Source organism: Frigoribacterium sp. Leaf44, from assembly GCF_001421865.1.
Taxonomy (GTDB): Bacteria; Actinomycetota; Actinomycetes; order Actinomycetales; family Microbacteriaceae; genus Frigoribacterium.
In genome coordinates this window covers 1,256,822-1,276,936 of sequence record NZ_LMLG01000001.1, presented here as the reverse complement: position 1 = coordinate 1,276,936, position 20,115 = coordinate 1,256,822, and the positions used below count along the sequence as shown (strand labels likewise).

Annotated in this window: 19 protein-coding genes; 17 read left to right on the top strand and 2 right to left on the bottom strand. The window is 68.4% G+C overall.

The features are described 5' to 3' along the window. The first annotated feature begins 96 nt into the window (after nt 1-96). The 9 genes from ASE87_RS05865 (at nt 97) to dnaE (ending at nt 10,153) form a co-directional block, all read left to right on the top strand. Nucleotides 97-1,107, top strand: a complete 1,011-nt coding sequence (locus tag ASE87_RS05865; RefSeq protein WP_231567076.1) for an FtsQ-type POTRA domain-containing protein — start codon at nt 97-99, stop codon at nt 1,105-1,107. 138 nt (nt 1,108-1,245) lie between these two features. Continuing rightward, entirely contained in the window at nt 1,246-2,406 is a 1,161-nt protein-coding gene (gene ftsZ, locus ASE87_RS05860) for a cell division protein FtsZ (protein WP_043594926.1), read from the top strand. A 6-nt stretch (nt 2,407-2,412) separates the two neighbouring features. Then, the gene (locus ASE87_RS05855) at nt 2,413-3,111 is read left to right on the top strand and encodes a YggS family pyridoxal phosphate-dependent enzyme (protein WP_056226586.1); all 699 of its coding nucleotides are present in this window, start codon (nt 2,413-2,415) and stop codon (nt 3,109-3,111) included. A 37-nt stretch (nt 3,112-3,148) separates the two neighbouring features. Beyond that, nucleotides 3,149-3,676 carry a cell division protein SepF gene (locus ASE87_RS05850; protein WP_043594928.1) on the top strand — a complete coding sequence of 176 codons (528 nt, stop codon included), beginning with the start codon at nt 3,149-3,151 and terminating at the stop codon, nt 3,674-3,676. A gap of 93 nt (nt 3,677-3,769) precedes the next feature. Next, the gene (locus ASE87_RS05845) at nt 3,770-4,072 is read left to right on the top strand and encodes a YggT family protein (RefSeq protein WP_043594929.1); all 303 of its coding nucleotides are present in this window, start codon (nt 3,770-3,772) and stop codon (nt 4,070-4,072) included. A gap of 145 nt (nt 4,073-4,217) precedes the next feature. Then, nucleotides 4,218-4,994: a DivIVA domain-containing protein gene (locus ASE87_RS05840; protein ID WP_056226928.1), complete on the top strand. Its 777-nt coding sequence runs from the start codon at nt 4,218-4,220 to the stop codon at nt 4,992-4,994. A 4-nt stretch (nt 4,995-4,998) separates the two neighbouring features. After that, entirely contained in the window at nt 4,999-5,670 is a 672-nt protein-coding gene (lspA, locus tag ASE87_RS05835; protein ID WP_052505240.1) for a signal peptidase II, read from the top strand. After that, nucleotides 5,667-6,590 (top strand): RluA family pseudouridine synthase, encoded by a 924-nt coding sequence (locus ASE87_RS05830; RefSeq protein ID WP_056226584.1) that lies wholly within the window; start codon nt 5,667-5,669, stop codon nt 6,588-6,590. The genes lspA and ASE87_RS05830 overlap by 4 nt, the downstream gene beginning before the upstream one ends. Nucleotides 6,591-6,688: 98 nt before the next feature. Further along, nucleotides 6,689-10,153 (top strand): DNA polymerase III subunit alpha, encoded by a 3,465-nt coding sequence (dnaE, locus tag ASE87_RS05825; protein ID WP_056226925.1) that lies wholly within the window; start codon nt 6,689-6,691, stop codon nt 10,151-10,153. 75 nt (nt 10,154-10,228) lie between these two features. On the opposite strand, the gene ASE87_RS05820 is transcribed toward dnaE, so the two are convergent. Next, nucleotides 10,229-10,747: a flavin reductase family protein gene (locus ASE87_RS05820; RefSeq protein WP_043594931.1), complete on the bottom strand. Its 519-nt coding sequence runs from the start codon at nt 10,745-10,747 to the stop codon at nt 10,229-10,231. A 33-nt stretch (nt 10,748-10,780) separates the two neighbouring features. Here ASE87_RS05820 and hisD point away from each other — a divergent pair, with 33 nt between their 5' ends. The 3 genes from hisD (at nt 10,781) to ASE87_RS05805 (ending at nt 13,706) form a co-directional block, all read left to right on the top strand. Next, entirely contained in the window at nt 10,781-12,091 is a 1,311-nt protein-coding gene (gene hisD, locus ASE87_RS05815) for a histidinol dehydrogenase (protein WP_056226582.1), read from the top strand. A gap of 83 nt (nt 12,092-12,174) precedes the next feature. Next, nucleotides 12,175-12,657 carry a transcriptional regulator NrdR gene (gene nrdR, locus ASE87_RS05810; protein WP_056226580.1) on the top strand — a complete coding sequence of 161 codons (483 nt, stop codon included), beginning with the start codon at nt 12,175-12,177 and terminating at the stop codon, nt 12,655-12,657. After that, nucleotides 12,654-13,706, top strand: a complete 1,053-nt coding sequence (locus ASE87_RS05805; protein ID WP_255350912.1) for a quinone-dependent dihydroorotate dehydrogenase — start codon at nt 12,654-12,656, stop codon at nt 13,704-13,706. Before nrdR ends, ASE87_RS05805 begins: the two co-directional genes overlap by 4 nt. Before the next feature lie 84 nt (nt 13,707-13,790). On the opposite strand, the gene ASE87_RS05800 is transcribed toward ASE87_RS05805, so the two are convergent. Then, nucleotides 13,791-14,369 (bottom strand): DUF3043 domain-containing protein, encoded by a 579-nt coding sequence (locus ASE87_RS05800; protein WP_043594934.1) that lies wholly within the window; start codon nt 14,367-14,369, stop codon nt 13,791-13,793. Between the two features lie 41 nt (nt 14,370-14,410). Between ASE87_RS05800 and ASE87_RS05795 the strand changes: the two genes are divergently transcribed. From ASE87_RS05795 to ASE87_RS05775, 5 genes are all read left to right on the top strand, one after another. Continuing rightward, nucleotides 14,411-15,826: a dipeptidase gene (locus tag ASE87_RS05795; RefSeq protein WP_056226578.1), complete on the top strand. Its 1,416-nt coding sequence runs from the start codon at nt 14,411-14,413 to the stop codon at nt 15,824-15,826. Between the two features lie 133 nt (nt 15,827-15,959). Further along, nucleotides 15,960-16,322 carry an iron-sulfur cluster insertion protein ErpA gene (gene erpA, locus ASE87_RS05790; RefSeq protein ID WP_043594936.1) on the top strand — a complete coding sequence of 121 codons (363 nt, stop codon included), beginning with the start codon at nt 15,960-15,962 and terminating at the stop codon, nt 16,320-16,322. 248 nt (nt 16,323-16,570) lie between these two features. After that, nucleotides 16,571-17,428 (top strand): cytochrome c oxidase subunit II, encoded by an 858-nt coding sequence (gene coxB / locus ASE87_RS05785; RefSeq protein WP_082059956.1) that lies wholly within the window; start codon nt 16,571-16,573, stop codon nt 17,426-17,428. A gap of 11 nt (nt 17,429-17,439) precedes the next feature. Continuing rightward, on the top strand, nt 17,440-19,185 hold the full coding sequence (gene ctaD / locus ASE87_RS05780; protein WP_082059957.1) for a cytochrome c oxidase subunit I: 1,746 nt from the start codon (nt 17,440-17,442) through the stop codon (nt 19,183-19,185). A gap of 5 nt (nt 19,186-19,190) precedes the next feature. Then, nucleotides 19,191-19,607, top strand: a complete 417-nt coding sequence (locus tag ASE87_RS05775) for a cytochrome c oxidase subunit 4 (protein ID WP_043594938.1) — start codon at nt 19,191-19,193, stop codon at nt 19,605-19,607. Nucleotides 19,608-20,115: the final 508 nt, after the last annotated feature.

Here is a 20,115-nt window from a genome sequence, read left to right as displayed (position 1 = left end):
ACCCCGCCGGTGGCTCCGACCCGACGCCGGCGCGGCCGGGACTCGGACGCCACGGGGCCCCTCCCCGTCGTGGGTGATCCGCGTCCTCCACGCGGGGTGACGGATGGCTCGACGGTACGGGGCGACGAGGGCACCGGCTCGACTCCGTCCACGCTGAGGGGCCGTCTCGAGACGGTCGCCGGAGCCTCCGCCGCCTGGCGTGACCGCCTCACGAAGCCTGCGTCGACGGACGAGACCGGCTCCCGGGCGTCGGGCACCCTCGGCGGCTCCGAGCCGCCGCGCATCGTGGCACCCGACGGCACGGCCGCCGAGGCCAAGGCACGAGCCGCCGCGGCTCGCAAGCAGGCACGTCGGGCGTCGAGCGACCGGAGGCGCGTCGAACGTGTCGAGGTCCGTCGCTTCACACGTCGCAGCCGACACCGTCGGGCGACCCTGGTGTCGCTCGGGGCCGTCGTGCTCCTCCTCGTCGCGTCCGTCGCGGTTGCCGTGTTCTCCCCGCTCCTGTCGTTGCAGACCATCCGCGTCGAAGGGACCGAACGCGTCGACGCCTCGGCCGTCCGGGCGGCACTGGACGGACAGCTCGGGACGCCCCTCGCGATGATCGACTTCGACGAGGTCACCCGCGAGCTCGCGGCCTTCCCCCTCATCGCCAGCTACGTGACCGAGACGGCTCCGCCGCACACGCTCGTCGTCCGCATCCAGGAGCGCCAGCCCGTCGCCACGGTCGCCGCGGGGGAGGGCTTCGAACTCGTCGACCCGGCCGGCGTCGTCGTGCAAGAACTCGACGCCCGGCAAGAGGGGGTGCCCCTCGTCGACGTCGGGGGAGCGGCCCTGGACGGCCCCGCGTACCGCTCGGTCGCCGAGGTGCTGTTGGCGCTGCCGGTCACGCTGCGGTCCACCGTCGACACCGTGACCGCATCGACGGCCGACGACGTGACCCTGCAGCTCACCTCCGGTGAACGGGTCGTGTGGGGCAGTGCCGACGAGTCGGCGAAGAAAGCACAGGTGCTCGCGGGTCTTATCGCTGACCAGGCCCGCCGCGACCCGGGCGCGAGCGTCGAGTACGACGTGTCCGCTCCCGACAACGGGATCATCAGGACGAGATGAGAGGGTGTGTTCGCGACACGCTGGACGCCCTGGCGACAGCGCCTGCAGCGCACCCATACCTTGTGACTGCAGAACTTGCATACCATGTACAACTTTAACCTTCAACTGCAGAGTTAAGGTTCAAGCGGAGGCCCGGACGTGACAACGAACCATAACTACCTAGCCGTGATCAAGGTCGTCGGTGTCGGCGGCGGTGGCGTCAACGCCGTCAACCGCATGATCGAACTCGGGCTCCGCGGGGTGGAGTTCATCGCCATCAACACCGACGCCCAGGCGCTGCTGTTGAGCGATGCCGACGTCAAGCTCGACGTCGGTCGCGAGCTCACCCGGGGCCTCGGCGCCGGTGCCGACCCCGAGGTCGGGCGCCGTGCGGCCGAGGACCACGCCGAAGAGATCGAAGAGGCCCTCGCGGGGGCCGACATGGTCTTCGTCACGGCCGGCGAAGGCGGTGGCACCGGCACGGGCGGCGCCCCGGTCGTCGCCCGCATCGCCAAGTCGATCGGCGCCCTGACCATCGGCGTCGTCACGAAGCCCTTCGGCTTCGAGGGCAAGCGCCGTCAGGCTCAGGCCGAGGCCGGGGTCGCCGCCCTTAAGGACGAGGTCGACACCCTCATCGTCGTCCCCAACGACCGTCTGCTCGAGATCAGCGAACGCGGCATCAGCATGGTCGAGGCCTTCGGCACGGCCGACCAGGTGCTCCTCGCCGGTGTCCAGGGCATCACCGACCTGATCACCACTCCCGGTCTGATCAACCTCGACTTCGCCGACGTCAAGTCGGTCATGCAGGGCGCGGGTTCGGCCCTCATGGGCATCGGTTCGTCGCGGGGTGCCGACCGCGCCATCAAGGCGGCAGAGCTGGCCGTGGCGTCCCCGCTGCTCGAGGCGAGCATCGACGGTGCGCATGGCGTCCTGCTGTCCATCCAGGGCGGTTCGAACCTGGGCATCTTCGAGATCAACGACGCAGCCCGTCTGGTCCAAGAGGCCGTCCACGCCGAGGCCAACATCATCTTCGGTGCCGTGATCGACGACACCCTCGGTGACGAGGTGCGCGTGACGGTCATCGCGGCCGGCTTCGACGGTGGCGAGCCCTCGACCAAAGTGAAGGACCGCCGCTCGAGCTTCGTCGACTCCGACGGCCCCACGGCGACCTCGGTCGCCGGTGTCTCGGCCATCGCCGACAGCGGTGCGACGCACGAGCCCGCGGCGTGGAAGCGCCCCGAAGAGCCCGCGACCCAGGCCGTCGACCCGGCCTTCGACGACGGTGACGACGACCTCGACGTCCCGGACTTCCTCAAGTAACGACGAGTGACCGATCCGACGAGTGTCGACGGCGACCTGGGCGAGCGTCTCGCCCGGGTCGCCGCGGCCGTCGACGATGCCTGCGCCGCCGTGGGGCGGTCCCCGGGCGAGCTCACGACGATCGTCGTCACGAAGTTCCACCCACCCGGCCTCATCCGGGCGTTGTACGCCCTGGGGGTCCGCGACGTCGGCGAGAACCGTCATCAAGAGGCCCAGGCTAAAGCCGCCGAGCTGGACGACCTCGAGGGTCTCCGATGGCACTTCGTCGGTCAGTTGCAGTCGAAGAAGGCGCGGCAGGCCCGGCGCTACGCACACGCCGTGCACTCGCTCGACCGTGACTCCGTGGTCGACGCCCTGTCCGACGACTCCGGTTCCGTCGTCGACGGGTTCGTCCAGGTCAACCTGACCGACGAACCCGGCCGCGGGGGAATCGCCGAGCGCGACGTCGAGACGCTGGCCGAGAAGGTGCTCTCGACCCCGGGGCTGCGGCTGCGGGGCGTCATGGCCGTCGCCCCCTTGGACGAGGAGGCGCGGCCCGCCTTCGCGCGCCTCCGTGCGGTCTCCGAGCGGGTGCGGTCCCTCGAGGCCACGGCCGACGCGATCTCGGCCGGCATGTCGCCCGACTTCGCCGAGGCCGTCGCCGAGGGCGCGACACACCTACGGATCGGCACGGCAATCACGGGTTCTCGCCCCGATGCTCGTTAATGTCGGACACGACGAACCACTGACTCGGAGGAACACCATGGCCAACCCGCTGCGCAAGACGATGGTCTACCTGGGCCTCGCCGACGAAGAGCTCGAGTACGACGAGCAGCCCCACGAGCGAGCGCAGCCCCAGCAGTCGTCGCGACCGCAGGCGGCCGCACAGGCTCCGACCCCTGTCGCCCCGGTCCATTCGGCTCCCACTGCCGCCCCCGCGCCCACCCGCGCCCCCGTGACGCCCCTGCGTCGCTCCTCGCCCCCCAAGAACACGGTGCCCCACGACATGAACGAGATCCTGACGGTCCACCCCCGCGAGTACAAGGACGCCCAGGCGATCGCCGAGAGCTTCCGCGACGGCATCCCCGTGATCATCAACCTGTCCCAGATGACCGAGGCGGACGCCCGTCGTCTGGTCGACTTCGCGAGCGGACTCTCGCAGGGGCTGTACGGCAAGATCGAGCGCGTGACCAACAAGGTCTTCTTGTTGTCCCCCGCGCACATCGCGGTGAGCGGCGAGCAGGCTGAGGTAGAGTCCGACATCGAAGCGTCGTTCTTCGCCCAGTCGTGACGAGTCCGTCGTCGCGGCTCCTCCGCGTCGACGTGACGACCTGCCCGTCCGCGAGTCCCCTCGCGCCGACTCGTGTGAGCTGATGACCCCCCGATGATCACTTACCTGATCGCCACGATCGCCTACTACGTATTGCTGATCTTCTTCTTGCTCATGTGGGCACGCTTCGTGCTCGACCTGGCGCAGTCGTTCAGCCGTGGCTGGCGACCCAAGGGGCCCGTCCTCGTGTTGGCCGAGGTGGCGTACACCGTGACCGACCCACCCATCCGTCGCGTACGCAAGATCCTGCCGCCCGTACGACTCGGCTCGGTCGCACTCGACTTCGGCTGGAGCATCATCATGCTGGCCGTGATCATCCTGATGAGCGTCGCCTCCGGGCTCCGCACCTTCGGCTGACCACGCCGTCGGCGAGTGACAGGGTAGGCTCACTGCAGCGCCTGAACGGCACGACCCCGGCCCGACCGGGTCCCGTTCCTCTACGGTGTAGAAGAACGACATAGACCACGATCACACGATCCAACAGATGCACGAGGTGACGGCAATGGCTTTGACGCCGGAAGACGTAGTCAACAAGCGGTTCCAGCCGACGAAGTTCCGCGAGGGATACGACCAGGACGAGGTCGACGACTTCCTCGACGAGGTCGTCGCCGAGCTGCGACGTCTCAACCAGGAGAACGACGAGTTGCGTCAGCGCCTCTCGTCGGGCGAGTCCGCCCCCGCGACGCAGGCGGCCCCCGTGTCGGCCCCGGTGGCCAGCGCACCGGCTCCCGCGTCGGCGCCGGCGCCCGCCTCGGCTCCCGAGGTCGTCGAGCCCGAGCCGGTCGTCGAGCCCGAGCCCGTCGTCGCGGCCCCCGCCGCGGTGGCGTCCGCCCCCGCCTACTCCGCCCCGGCCGTGTCCGAGGCCGACGAGACCAGCAGCACCAACAGCTTGCTGCAGCTCGCTCGCCGTCTGCACGAAGAGCACGTCCGCGAGGGTGTCGAGAAGCGTGACGCTCTCATCGCCGAAGGCCACGCCACCGCCGCACGTCTCGTGTCAGAGGCCGAGGCTCGTCAGCGCGAGGTCGTCGCCGAGGCCGAGACGAAGTCGCGTGACATCGTCGGTGCCGCCGAGACCCAGCAGCGCGAGATCCTCGACCGACTGAACACCGAGCGCTCGAGCGTCGAGCGTCGCATCGACGACCTGCGGTCGTTCGAGCGTGACTACCGCTCGAAGCTCAAGAGCTACATCGAGGGTCAGCTGCACGAGCTCGACGGCGAAGGCACCGGCGAGGCCTCGCGCCCCACTCCCGCCAGCGCCCAGGGCTTCGGCTCGAACTAAGGTCTTGTCGAGCGACAAGCCCACCACGAAGGCCAGCGTCCGCGTTCTCGCGACGCTGGCCTTCGTCGCGGTCGTGGCCTACGGCCTCGACCAGGGCACCAAACTTCTGGTCACCCGCACCCTCGTCGAAGGCGGTTCCGTCGACGTCGTCGGCGAGTTCTTCCAACTGCACTTCGTCAAGAACCCCGGTGCCGCCTTCTCGTTCGCCAGCGGCTCGACGTGGATCTTCTCGATCGCCGCTGCCGGTGTCGCCGTCGCGATCCTGATCGTGGCCCGGCGCATCCGGTCCCTGGCCTGGTCGATCATGCTGGGCATGCTGCTCGGCGGCACCCTCGGCAACCTGACCGATCGCCTGCTCCGAGAGCCCTCCTTCGGGCAGGGGCACGTGATCGACTTCATCTACTTCCCGTCCCTGCTGCCGGCCATCTTCAACGTGGCGGACGTCTTCATCGTCTCGAGCATGGGGTTGCTCCTCCTGCTCACGGTGCTGGGCATCGGACTCGACGGGACGCGCACGCCGAGCTCGACGAAGGCTCGGCGTTCGGCCGAGGACGGGCACGACTCGGGTTCGTCGGTGGCCGATCCGGCGCCGGACGGCCGGCCGGCGGCTGCCGACGGTGAGCCGAGCGCTCCTGCCGACACCGCGCCTCCTGCCGACCGCCGGGGTACCTCGTGAGCGAGTCGCGTGCCCTCCCGGTGCCCGACGGGCTCGCCGGCGAACGTGTCGACGCGGCCCTGGCGAAGTTGCTCGGATTCAGCCGCACCTTCGCGGCCGAGGTCGCGGCCTCGGGCGGGGTGTCGCTCGACGGTCGCACCGTCGGCAAGTCGGACCGGCTCGAGGCCGGTGCGTGGCTCGACGTCACGTGGTCACCGCGCGAGGCCCCCGCCGTGGTCGCAGTCGACGTACCGGGCATGGCGGTCGTGCACGACGACGACGAGATCGTGGTCGTCGACAAGCCCGTCGGCGTCGCTGCTCACCCATCGGTGGGGTGGACCGGCCCGACCGTGCTCGGCGGGCTCGCCGCCGCGGGCTTCACCGTGTCGACGTCGGGTGCCTCCGAACGTGCCGGCATCGTGCACCGCCTCGACGTAGGCACCAGTGGACTCATGGTCGTGGCCAAGACCGAGCGGGCCTACACGCTGCTCAAGCAGGCGTTCCGTGAGCGGACCGTCGAGAAGATCTACAACGCGGTGGTCCAGGGCCACCCCGACCCGTTGACCGGAACGGTCGACGCGCCCATCGGGCGCCACCCGTCGTCCGATTGGAAGTTCGCGGTGGTCGTCGACGGCAAACCGTCGGTCACGCACTACGAGACGGTCGAGGCGTTCCCGTCGGCCTCCTTGCTCGAGATCCACCTCGAGACGGGGCGGACCCACCAGATCCGCGTCCACATGGCGGCCCAGCGACACCCCTGCGTCGGTGACGCGACCTACGGCGCCGACCCCACTCTCTCGGCGACCCTCGGTCTCACACGTCAGTGGCTGCATGCGGTGCAGCTCGGTTTCCGACACCCCGGGACGGGTGAGCCGGTGGTCTACCGGTCGACCTACCCCGCCGACCTGCAGCACGCTCTCGATGTCCTCCGTCGGAGTTAGGCTGTTCCCCTAGTCGCCAGATCCACCACCAGACGAGGAGCCCCGTGGCCTCGAGCAAAGACTCATTCGTCCATCTGCACGTGCACAGCGAGTACTCGATGCTCGACGGTGCGGCTCGGGTCAAACCGCTGGTCACCGAGGCGGCGGCGCAGGGGATGCCCGCGGTGGCGGTCACCGACCACGGCAACGTGTTCGGCGCGTACGACTTCTGGAAGACCGCGACCGAGGCGGGCGTCAAGCCCATCATCGGCACCGAGGCCTACATCACACCGGGGACGCACCGGGGTGACAAGACGCGCGTGCGGTGGGGTGACGGCGGACGCGACGACGTGTCGGGCTCCGGTGCGTACACGCACATGACGCTGCTGTCCGAGAACACCACGGGCATGCACAACCTGTTCCGCCTCTCGTCCCGGGCATCGCTCGAGGGCTACTACTTCAAGCCCCGCATGGACCGCGAGCTGCTGTCGCAGTACTCCGAGGGCCTCATCGCCACGACCGGCTGCCCGAGCGGCGAGGTGCAGACCCGCCTGCGGCTCGGCCAGTACGACGAGGCGCTCAAGGCGGCTTCCGACTTCCGTGACATCTTCGGTCGCGAGAACTACTTCGCCGAGATCATGGACCACGGGCTGGGCATCGAGCGGCAGATCATGGGTGACCTGCTGCGCCTGGCGAAAGACCTCGACCTTCCGCTGGTCGCGACGAACGACCTCCACTACACGCACGAGCACGACGCCACCAGCCACGCGGCGCTCCTCTGCGTCCAGTCCGGCTCGACGCTGAACGACCCGAACCGCTTCAAGTTCGACGCCGACGAGTTCTACCTGAAGTCGGCACAGCAGATGCGACACCTGTTCCGCGACCATCCTGAGGCGTGCGACAACACCCTGCTCATCGCCGAGCGGTGCGACGTGCAGTTCAACACCTCGGCCAACTACATGCCCCGGTACCCGGTGCCCGAAGGCGAGACCGAAGAGACCTGGTTCATCAAAGAGGTCGAGAAGGGACTCGTGTACCGCTACCCGGCGGGAATCCCCGACGAGGTGCGCAAGCAGGCCGAGTACGAGATCGGCGTCATCACCGGCATGGGTTTCCCCGGCTACTTCCTCGTGGTCGCAGACTTCATCAACTGGTCGAAGGAGAACGGCATCCGGGTCGGGCCGGGCCGTGGCTCCGGTGCGGGTTCGATGGCCGCCTACGCCATGCGGATCACCGACCTCGATCCGCTGCGCCACGGTCTCATCTTCGAGCGGTTCCTCAACCCCGACCGCGTCTCCATGCCCGACTTCGACGTCGACTTCGACGACCGTCGTCGCGGCGAGGTGATCCAGTACGTCACCGAGAAGTACGGCGACGAGCGTGTCGCGCAGATCGTCACGTACGGCACCATCAAGGCGAAGCAGGCCTTGAAAGACAGCTCTCGAGTGCTCGGGTTCCCCTTCGGCATGGGTGAGAAGCTCACCAAGGCCATGCCCCCGGCCGTGATGGGCAAGGACATCCCTCTCACGGGCATCTTCGACAAGCAGCACGAGCGCTACAAAGAGGCCGGCGACATCCGGACCGTCGTCGAGTCCGACCCCGAGGCCAAGACCGTCTTCGACACGGCGCTCGGCCTCGAGGGGCTGAAGCGCCAATGGGGTGTGCACGCCGCCGGCGTCATCATGTCGAGCGATCCGCTCATCGACATCATCCCGATCATGAAGCGCGAGCAAGACGGTCAGATCGTCACGCAGTTCGACTACCCGGCCTGCGAGTCCCTGGGCCTCATCAAGATGGACTTCCTGGGGTTGCGAAACCTCACGATCATCAACGACGCCCTCGACAACATCAAGACGAACCGAGGCTTCGACCTCGTGCTCGAAGACCTCGAGCTCGACGACCGGGGCGCGTACGAACTGCTCGGGCGCGGCGACACCCTCGGGGTGTTCCAACTCGACGGCGGGCCCATGCGTGGGCTCCTCCGGCTGATGAAGCCCGACAACTTCGAAGACATCTCCGCCGTCATCGCGCTCTACCGACCGGGCCCCATGGGCGCCAACTCGCACACGAACTACGCCTTGCGGAAGAACGGCGCGCAAGACATCACCCCGATCCATCCCGAGCTGGAAGAGCCGCTCAAAGAGATCCTGTCGACCAGCTACGGCCTGATCATCTACCAAGAGCAGGTCATGGCCATCGCGCAGAAGGTGGCCGGCTTCTCGTTGGGCCAGGCCGACATCCTCCGACGCGCCATGGGCAAGAAGAAGAAGTCCGAGCTGGACAAGCAGTACGCCGGGTTCGAGAAGGGCATGTTCGACAACGGTTTCTCGCCCGATGCCGTGAAGATGCTCTGGGACATCCTGTTGCCCTTCTCCGACTACGCCTTCAACAAGGCGCACTCGGCGGCGTACGGCGTGGTGTCGTACTGGACGGCCTACCTCAAGGCCCACTACCCGGCCGAGTACATGGCCGCCCTGCTCACCAGCACCGGGGACTCCCGCGACAAGCTGGGCCTCTACCTCAACGAGTGCCGCCGCATGGGAATCAAGGTGCTGCCGCCCGACGTCAACGAATCGATCGGGTTCTTCGCGGCCGTCGGCGACGACATCCGTTTCGGCATGGGTGCCGTGCGCAACGTCGGCTTCAACGTGGTCGATCACGTGATCGCGGCGCGCAAGAAAGAGGGTGCGTTCACCTCGTTCCACGACTTCCTGCGCAAGGTGCCGCTCCCCGTGGCGAACAAGCGGACGGTCGAGTCGCTCGTCAAGGCAGGAGCATTCGACTCGCTGGGGTCCACACGGCGTGCTCTCGTCGAGATCCACGAGTCCGCCGTCGAGGCCGCGGTCAGCGAGAAGCGGGCCGAGGCGAACGGACAGGTCGGCTTCGACTTCGACTCCTTGTGGGACGAGCCGCAGGACGTCCAGCACGTGCCCGAACGTCCCGAGTGGTCGAAGCGAGACAAACTGGCGTTCGAGCGCGACATGCTGGGCCTCTACGTCTCCGACCACCCGCTCGCGGGCCTCGAGCTACCCCTGGCGAAGCACGCGCAGACGACGGTCACCGACATCCTGGCGAGCGACCCCGCGACGATCGACGGCGAGACGGTGACGATCGCAGGGCTCATCACCAGCGTGCAGCACCGCGTGGCTCGCAACTCGGGCAATCCCTACGGCATCATCACCGTCGAGGACTTCGGGGGCGAGATCTCGGCCATGTTCCTCGGCAAGACCTACCAAGAGTTCGGTCCGTCGCTCGTCGGTGACTCCATCATCGTGCTCAAGGGCCGGGTGAGCGTCCGCGACGACGGCATGAACATGCACGCCGCGAGCATGTTCATGCCCGACCTGGGCGTCGGCGTGAACCACGGGCCGTTGCTCCTGCAGATGCCCGAGCATCGGGCCACGCACGACACGGTCACCGAGCTGGCGGCGGTGCTCGGCCGTCACTCCGGCGGCACCGAGGTCCGCCTCCGACTCGTCAAGGGCGAGGCCGCCCGCGTGTTCGAGATCCCCATGCCGGTCGACGTCACGGCCGACCTGTTCGGCGAACTGAAGAGTCTGTTGGGTCCCGGCTGCCTCGTCTGAGGTGGCCGGCACCCGGCCCGGCTGAGTCGGGTCAGGTGTTCGGCACCCGCCTGTCGACGCGAGGTGAGCCCGGTGTCAGCCCTCGAGGTGCACGGGTCTCAGGTAGCGGCGGTCGTGGTACAGCAGGGCGTCGTCGTCCTCGCCCACGCCGCCCGTCCCGATGCGCACGACCACGACGGCGTTGCCGTGGACGGGTAGCCGCTCGATGATCGTCCCGGTCATCCACGCGGTGACGCCCGTCAGCAGCGGCACCCCGTTCGGCCCGTCGGTCCAGTGGTCACCGGCGAAGCGCTCGGCGGCGGGACCCGCCATGCGGTGGGCGAGGTCCCGGTTCCGTAGGCCGAGCAGGTGCACGATCACCTGGTCCGTCTCCGTGAGTGCAGGCCATGAACTCGCCGTCCTGGCCATGTTGAAGGTCGCGAGCGGCGGCACGGCGGCCAGTGACGCCAGTGACGTGGCCGTGAACCCGACCGGGGTGCCTTCGCCGTCACGCGCCGTCACGATCGCGACGCCGGCGGCGTGGCGTCGGAAGGCGTCCTTGAACGCCTCGAGGGAGCCGTCGGGCCGCGAAGTCGTCGCGTTGTCGTCCGTCATGCTCCCGACCCTACTGACTAGGCTGGACGGGCCATGATCCAGACCACAGATCTGCGCGGTCTCGCGCCGACCCACGCCCAGCTGCTCGACCTCGTCCCGCGGTCCCACGCCGACGTCGGGGCCGCGACGGACGCCGCCCGGCGTCTCGTCGACGACGTCCGCGAGCGGGGTGCCGCTGCCCTTCGTGATCAGGCGGCACGTTTCGACGGCGTCCGCCCCGACACCCTCCGCGTCGCGACGCAGACCATCGACGACGCCGTCGCGGCCCTCGACCCCCTGGTCAAGGAGGCGCTGGTCGAGTCGATCGCGCGCGTCACGCAGGCCAGCCGCGCCCAGGTCCCGTCGCCGACCACGACCCGACCCGCGGCGGGCGCGGTCATCGAGCAGCGGTGGCAGCCCGTCACACGCGCCGGGGTCTACGTCCCCGGCGGCAAAGCCGTGTATCCCTCCAGCGTCGTCATGAACGTCGTCCCCGCACAGGTGGCGGGGGTGTCGTCGATCGCCCTCGTGTCGCCCGCGCAGCGCGAACACGGCGGGGGAGTCCACCCCGTCATCCTGGGTGCCGCCGGCCTGCTGGGAGTCGACGAGGTGTACGCCATCGGTGGTGCCGGGGCGATCGGTGCGCTCGCCTACGGCGTGCCCGAGCTCGAGCTCGAGCCGGTCCAGGTCATCACGGGCCCCGGCAACAACTTCGTCGCCGCTGCGAAGCAGCTCGTGCGCGGTCGGGTCGGCATCGATTCGGTGGCCGGTGCGACCGAGATCCTCGTCATCGCCGACGATTCGGCGGACGCCACGTTGGTCGCCGTCGACCTCATCAGCCAGGCCGAGCACGACGAGGAGGCCTCGGCCGTCCTCGTGACGGACTCGGCCGCCTTCGGCGAGGCCGTCGTCGCCGAACTGACCCGGCTCGTGCCCCGCACGCTGAGCGCCGCGCGAGTCCGGACCGCCCTCTCCGGTCGCCAGTCGGCGGTGGTCCTGGTCGACGACCTCCGGCAGGCCGCCGCGTTCAGCAACGCCTACGGGCCGGAGCACCTCGAGGTGCAGACCCGCGACGACGACGCCGTCCTGGCCGACATCACCGACGCCGGCGCGATCTTCGTGGGGCCGGACACGCCCGTCAGCCTGGGTGACTACCTCGCCGGTTCGAACCACGTCCTGCCCACCAGCGGGCAATCGCGCTTCTCGTCCGGGCTCGGCGCGTTCACGTTCCTCCGACCCCAGCAGATCGTCCGATACGACGCCGAAGCCCTCGGTGTCGTGGCCGAGCGGCTCGTGGCGCTCTCGAACGCCGAGCTGCTGCCCGCCCACGGCGAGGCCGTCGCGGCCAGGCTGTCGCGCCCCTGAACCGGGCACGGTCCCCGCGGGCGGGCACCCGGGTGGCCCGGGCGTCCGACGTCGCCCCCGGCGTCCGATAATCTGGCCGCACCATGTTCTGCCCCTTCTGCCGCCACCCCGACTCCCGAGTCGTCGACTCCCGCACCAGTGACGACGGCACGTCGATCCGTCGTCGCAGGCAGTGCCCGAACTGCGGTCGTCGGTTCAGCACGACCGAGACCGCGAGCCTCAACGTGGTGAAGCGCAACGGCGTCCTCGAACCGTTCAGTCGCGACAAGATCATCTCGGGCGTTCGCAAGGCCTGCCAGGGACGCCCGGTGACCGACGGGGACCTCGCCGTCCTGGCGCAGAAGGTCGAGGAGGCCGTTCGGGCGAGCGGTGCGTCGCAGATCGAGGCCAACGACATCGGTCTGGCCATCCTGCCTCCGCTCCGCGACCTCGACGAGGTGGCTTACCTGCGTTTCGCCAGCGTCTACCAGGCCTTCGACTCGCTCGAGGACTTCGAGGCCTCGATCGGTCAACTGCGCGAAGAGCACGCGTCCCGTCCCCTCCCCACCCGGTCGGTCGACGAGTGAGGACCCCGTACCGCGTCCTCTTCGACGTCGTCTTCGCCAAGATGGACCCCGAGGACGCCCACCATCTCGCCTTCCGGGTCATCAAGGCGATCCCCAAGGTGGGCCTGGCCGGCGTCGTCGGACGCCTGACGGCCCCGGCGCCGTCCCTCGCCGTCGAGGCGCTCGGACTCCACTTCGCCTCCCCCTTCGGCGTCGCGGCAGGCTTCGACAAGGACGCCAAGGGCATCGCCGGTCTCGGCGCCCTCGGGTTCGGGCACGTCGAGGTGGGCACGGTGACGGCTCGGCCACAGCCCGGCAACGACCGCCCTCGGCTCTTCCGGCTCGTCCCCGACCTCGCCGTCGTGAATCGCATGGGGTTCAACAACTCCGGCGCCCACGCGGCGGCCCTCGAACTCAGCCGGGCACGATCGGCTCCGTCACGGCCCGTCATCGGCGTGAACATCGGGAAGAGTCGCGTCGTGGACGTCGACGACGCGATCGACGACTACCTGGCCAGCACGCGCCTCCTGGCTCCTCTCGCCGATTACCTCGCGGTGAACGTCAGTTCGCCCAACACACCCGGACTCCGGGGGCTGCAAGAGCTCGACAGGCTCGCCCCGCTCCTCGAGGCCGTCCGCGACGCCGCGGGGAACACCCCCGTGCTGGTCAAGATCGCACCCGACCTCGACGACGAGGGGGTCCGTCGGATCGGTGCCCTCGTCACCGAGCTCGGCCTGGCGGGCGTGATCGCCACCAACACGACAGTGTCGCGAGAGGGCCTCGTCACCGACGGGTCCGTGGTCGAGGCCGCGGGAGCCGGTGGCCTCTCGGGTGCGCCGCTCGCCACGCGATCCCTCGAGGTCTTGAGGCTCGTCCGGGAGTCCGTCCCGAGCGAGACGTGCGTCATCTCCGTCGGGGGCGTCTCGAGCGCCGAGGACGTCGACGAACGACTGCGCGCCGGGGCCACGTTGGTGCAGGGCTACACGGCCTTCCTCTACCGCGGGCCGCTCTGGGCGCGCCAGGTCAACCGAGGGCTCGTCGCCCTGCGGCGACGTCGACCCTCGGCCTGACGAGATCTCACGCGGACGAGGCCGAGACCGCGAAACGGCGTCACCCACCAGGGGTGACGCCGTTCGTCGTCCGGGGTGACGCGCCTAGGCGGTGGGGTAGTCGCCGCGCTTGACCTGCGGTTTGGGCAGGCGCATGGGCTTGAGCTGCATCGCGCGCATGGCGGCGTACCAGCGGTTGCCCTTGCGGACGTTCTCGGCGCCGTACTTGGCGGCGAGCTTGCGGTTGACGCTGCGACCGACGATGAGGCAGTCGACGACGGCGAGGGCGAAGAACCCCCAGAGCACGAGCAGCGTGATCGACTGGATGGCGGCCGACTGCACGAGCGTCATCGCGATGACGACGACCATGATCGGGATCATGGCCTCGCCCACACTGAAGCGCGCGTCGACGTGGTCACGGATGAAGCGACGCTGCGGGCCCTTGTCGCGGTCGGGCAGGAATCGTTCCTCGCCGTTCGCGAGGCCGACGCGGGCACGGTCACGCTGCTCGGCGAGACGGGCCCGCTGTGCCTTCTGGGCTTCTTTGCCCGAGGCGACGAGGGGCCTCTGGTTGGCGGCCTCGCGCTCGCGTCGCGTGGGCGTCGGGCGACCCTTGCCGACCGCGGTCGACTCGGGCTCGGCGACGGTGGTCGTCTCGGTCGTCTTGCTGTCTGGCTTGGCCACGGGAGATCCTCAGGGTTGTCCGAGTTCCTAAGATTACCTGCATGAGCGACTCGCAGCATCCCGTCCGACCGACCGATCCCCGTACTGTCAGCGAACTCGCGGAGGCCGTGCACGCGGGTCTGCCCGCGACGATCGCCGACCTCGGCGCCCTCGTGCGCATCCCCTCCGTCTCGTGGGACGCCTTCGACCCCGAGCAGGTGCGACGCAGCGCCGACGCGGTCGCCGCCCTGGTCGAGGGCACGGGCCTCTTCGACCAGGTGACCGTGAGCAGGGCCCCCATCGGTGGCACCGGAACCCTCGGCCAGCCCGCCGTGCTCGCCCGCCGAGCGGCTCGCGACGGCAAGCCGACCATCCTCCTGTACGCGCACCACGACGTGCAGCCGCAGGGCGACGACGCCGACTGGGACACCCCTCCGTTCGAGCCGACGGTCAAGGGCGACCGGCTGTACGGGCGTGGGGCCTCCGACGACAAGGCCGGCGTGATGACGCACGTGGCGGCCCTCCGAGCGGTGCACGAGGTGCTCGGGGGCGACCTCGGCGTCGGCGTCTCGTTGTTCATCGAGGGCGAGGAGGAGTTCGGTTCCCGCTCCTTCGCCGACTTCCTCGTGCAGCACGAGGACGAGCTGCGTGCGGACGTGATCGTCGTGGCGGACTCCGACAACTGGAGCACGACGGTGCCCGCCATCACCGTCGGCCTGCGCGGCAACGTGACCTTCCGCCTCACCGTCCGCACCCTGGCCCACGCGTCCCACTCCGGCATGCTCGGCGGGGCGGTCCCCGACGCCATGCTGGCGATGGTGAAGCTGCTCGCCACCCTCCACGACGACGACGGCAGCGTGGCCGTGGCCGGGCTGACGAGTCGCGAGGCCGATCACCCCGAGCAGAGCGAGCAGAAGCTGCGGGACGAGAGCGGGCTGCTCGAGGGCGTGACCCCCATCGGCCGCGGTCCGATCCTGAGTCGGGTGTGGTCGCAGCCGTCGATCACCGTGACCGGCATCGATGCACCGTCGGTCGCCAACGCCTCCAACACGCTGAGCCCCGAGGTGTCGGTCCGCATCAGCGCCCGCATCGCTCCCGGGCAGACCGCCGAGGACGCCTACGCCGCCCTGGAGGCGCACCTGCGGGCACACGCACCGTTCGGCGCCCACGTGCAGATCGACGACGTCGACCAGGGTGATCCGTTCCTGGTGGACACCACCGGCACGGCCATCGCCGACGCCACCGTCGCGATGACCGAGGGCTGGGGCGAGGCGCCGGTCCAGACGGGCATCGGCGGATCGATCCCGTTCATCGCCGACCTCGTCCGGACCTTCCCCGAGGCGCAGATCCTCGTGACCGGCGTCGAGGACCCCGACACCCGGGCGCACAGCCCGAACGAATCACAACACCTCGGCGTGCTGCATCGGGCCATCCTCAGCGAGGCGATCCTGCTGGCGCGCCTCGACGCGAGGGGCTGACTGGCACGACCCGCGCCTCCTCGGCACCGTTGTCGAGCGGGGGAGGCGCGGGTCCGGAACAAAACCGGCCCACGGCTGCTTACACTGGTCGACGACGAGTGCCCCGCACTCGACCCGGCCCGAAGGAGGCACCATGACCGACATCGCAACCGCTCCCGTCGACGCGAAGGCGCACGGCGTGACGATCACGTCCACCGCCGCGGACAAGGTGAAGAGCCTGCTGACGCAAGAGGGTCGGGACGACCTTCGCCTCCGCGTGGCGGTCCAGCCCGGCGGCTGCTCGGGACTCATCTACCAGCTGTACTTCGACGAGCGCATGCTCGACGGCGACGCGACCGTCGACTTCGACGGCGTCGAGGTCATCGTCGACAAGATGAGCGTTCCCTACCTCGACGGTGCGGCCATCGACTTCGAGGACACCATCCAGAAGCAGGGGTTCACCATCGACAACCCCAACGCGCAGGGCAGCTGCGCCTGCGGCGACAGCTTCCACTGATCGTCGCGTGACGGCTCCCGGTCGTCGGTCGAGAGGGGATCATCCGCGAGGGTGGTCCCCTCTCGCATGTCCGGGGGGGCGTTCTCGCTCGACGTCGAGAGGCTTCCGGCGCGTGCCGTGCGCTGGGGGGTCGAACCTGCGAGTAAGCTAGGCAGGTCCCCGTCAACACTGGGAACACCCCCCACTGTCGTGTCATCCGAGAGGTAACAGTGCGTTCTAACCGCCGTCTTCGTTGGGCTGCCGCCCCCATGGCAGTCGTCCTGGCTCTCGTGCTAGCGGGGTGCACCACCGACCAGCTGCAGGGGTGGCTGCCCACCACCGCGGGCACGACCAACCACGTGGACCGCGTCATCGGCCTCTGGGTCACTTCGTGGATCGTGCTGCTGATCGTCGGTGTCATCGTGTGGGGCCTGATCATCTGGGTGTGCGTGGCGTACCGCCGGCGCAAGGGCCAGACGGGCCTGCCCGTACAGCTCCGCTACAACATGCCGATCGAGATCTTCTACACGGTCGTGCCCCTGATCCTCGTGCTGGGCTTCTTCGCCTTCACCGCCCGCGACCAGGCAGCCATCGAGGCGCCCACCGCGAGCCCTGACGTGAAGATCGACGTCTACGCCAAGCGCTGGGCCTGGGACTTCAACTACATCGACCAGCAGAACGAAGACGAGAGCGTCTACTACCAGGGCATCCAGGCGCAAGAACTGGGTGACGGCACGATCGACGAGAGCCAGCTCCCCGAGCTCTACCTCCCCGTCGGCAAGACCGTGCAGATCGACCTCAAGTCGCGCGACGTGGCCCACTCCTTCTGGATCATCGACTTCCTCTACAAGAAGGACACGATCCCCGGCAAGACCAACTCGATGTACTTCACGCCCGAGAAAGAAGGCACGTTCAGCGGAAAATGCGCTGAGTTGTGCGGCGAATACCACTCGCTGATGCTCTTCAACGTCAAGGTCGTGTCGCAGTCCGAGTACGACCAGTACCTGCAGACGCTCGACGCCGAGGGAAACACCGGCCTCTTGGGCGACCAGTACAACACCAACACCAACCAGCCGGGCACCGAGGCACCTGCCAACGCCGCCGGCACCGAAGACTCCGAGAAGTAAGGCACGGTTCGATGAGCTCAGCCACCGCCACCCGCCCCACCACCGGTGGGACCTCGTCCGGTCAGAACTTCGGTGCATCGAAGGTCGGCCGCAAGGGCAACGTCGTCGTCAACTGGATCACGTCGACCGACCACAAGACCATCGGGTACATGTACCTGATCACGTCGTTCCTCTTCTTCTGCCTCGGCGGCGTCATGGCGCTGATCATCCGCGCGCAGCTCTTCGCACCCGGCCTCGAGATCGTCGCCACCAAAGAGCAGTACAACCAGCTCTTCACGATGCACGGCACGATCATGCTGCTCATGTTCGCGACCCCGCTGTTCTCCGGCTTCGCGAACGTCCTGATGCCGCTCCAGATCGGGGCGCCGGACGTCGCGTTCCCCCGTCTGAATGGCTTCGCCTTCTGGCTGTACTCCTTCGGCTCGATCATCGCCGTCGCCGGCTTCCTCACCCCGCAGGGCGCTGCCTCGTTCGGCTGGTTCGCCTACGCACCTCTGAGCGACACGACGTTCTCACCCGGGCTGGGTGGAAACCTCTGGGTGTTCGGTCTGGGCCTCACCGGCTTCAGCACGATCCTCGGTTCGGTCAACTTCATCACCACGATCGTCTCGATGCGTGCCCCGGGCATGACCATGTGGCGCATGCCCATCTTCACCTGGAACACCCTGATCACCTCGATCCTCGTGATCATGGCCTTCCCTGTGTTGGCTGCTGCTCTCTTCGGACTCGGCTTCGACCGCGTCTTCGACGCCCAGGTCTTCAACCCCGCCAACGGCGGTGCCATCCTCTGGCAGCACCTGTTCTGGTTCTTCGGCCACCCCGAGGTCTACATCATCGCCCTGCCGTTCTTCGGCATCGTGTCCGAGGTGTTCCCGGTCTTCAGTCGCAAGCCGATCTTCGGGTACAAGACGCTCGTCTACGCCACCATCTCGATCGCGGCCCTGTCCGTCACGGTGTGGGCCCACCACATGTACGTCACCGGCTCCGTCCTCCTGCCGTTCTTCTCCCTGATGACCATGCTCATCGCGGTGCCCACCGGTGTGAAGATCTTCAACTGGATCGGCACGATGTGGCGTGGCTCGGTGACCTTCGAGACGCCGATGCTCTGGGCGATCGGGTTCCTGATCACCTTCACCTTCGGTGGTCTCACCGGTGTCATCCTGGCGTCGCCGCCACTCGACTTCCACGTGTCCGACACGTACTTCGTCGTGGCGCACTTCCACTACGTGGTCTTCGGCACCGTGGTCTTCGCGATGTTCTCCGGCTTCTACTTCTGGTGGCCGAAGTGGACGGGCAAGATGCTCAACGAGCGTCTCGGGAAGATCCACTTCTGGATGCTGTTCGTCGGATTCCACACGACGTTCCTCGTGCAGCACTGGCTCGGCGTCATGGGCATGCCCCGCCGCTACGCCACGTACCAGCCCGAAGACCACTTCACGTGGATGAACCAGCTCTCGACCATCGGTGCCATGTTGCTCGGCGTCTCGATCCTGCCGTTCCTCTACAACGTGTACATCACGGCTCGTCGAGCGCCCAAGGTCGAGGTCAACGACCCGTGGGGTTACTCGCGCTCGCTCGAGTGGGCGACCTCCTGCCCCCCGCCGCGACACAACTTCACGTCCATCCCTCGCATCCGTTCCGAGTCGCCGGCATTCGACCTGAACCACCCCGAAGCCGGTTTGCCCGTCGGCATCGGGCCCGTGAAGGACGCACCTGACGCCCCCACGTACGACGCGTCCAGCGAGAAAGTGAAATAGCCCCGATGAAGACCAACGCGACGCTGTTCTGGATCCTCGCGATCTTCTTCTTCCTCATGTGCGCGGTCTACGTGCTGTGGAGCCTGCTCGACACCGGTCAGGTCGAATGGGCGGGCACGCTCGGCATCGGTCTCGCCGGCATGCTGGGGGCCTTCCTGGCGTTCTACATGGGTCGCTCGCACGCCACCCAGGGGGGCGAGCTCCCTGAAGACCGTCTGGACGCCAACATCGACGACGGTGACCCCGAGATGGGCTTCTTCAGCCCGTGGTCGTGGTGGCCCATCATCCTCGCTGCTGGTTGCAGCCTCATTTTCCTGGCGCTGGCCGCGGGCATGTGGATCATCTACATCGGTGCTGCTCTGACGGCCGTGGCTCTCGTCGGCTGGGTCTACGAGTACTACCGCGGTAACTTCGCACACTAGTTCGTCTGCTCGTCCGAGCGGGAAGGGCGTCGGTCTTCGGACCGGCGCCCTTCGTCGTCTGGCGCTTGTCCTCTGGCGCCCGGCGCCCGGTGCCCGGCGCTTGGCGCCTGGCGTAGGGCTTCTGGCGCGAGTCTCACCACACCAGCATCCTCGAGGGACCCTCTCCGGCCGTCGTTCATGATCCTGGCCGTTTCACGACCTAGGCCCCACGACCGATGGTAGTTCCGCGAGAACGGTGGGTGGCGCGGGTCGTGACAACCTTGCTGGCGTCAGCAGGAGGCGCTTGTTGCCGGGTCCTTGTCTCCCGACGCCCTGGACAGCGGATCAAGGAGAGCCAGACCGCCCCGCGACGGAGAGCCAGACCGCAGCACGGAGATGTGACCACTTCGATGAAGCAAGGGTCACGTCTTCCGGCATGGGCTGCATGTGGAGCTCGTCGCGACAACGCGTCCGCGCGGCTACTCGGCACAGGAAGCTCGTGGCGCGACGAGGGCCCGGCCCGAGAGCC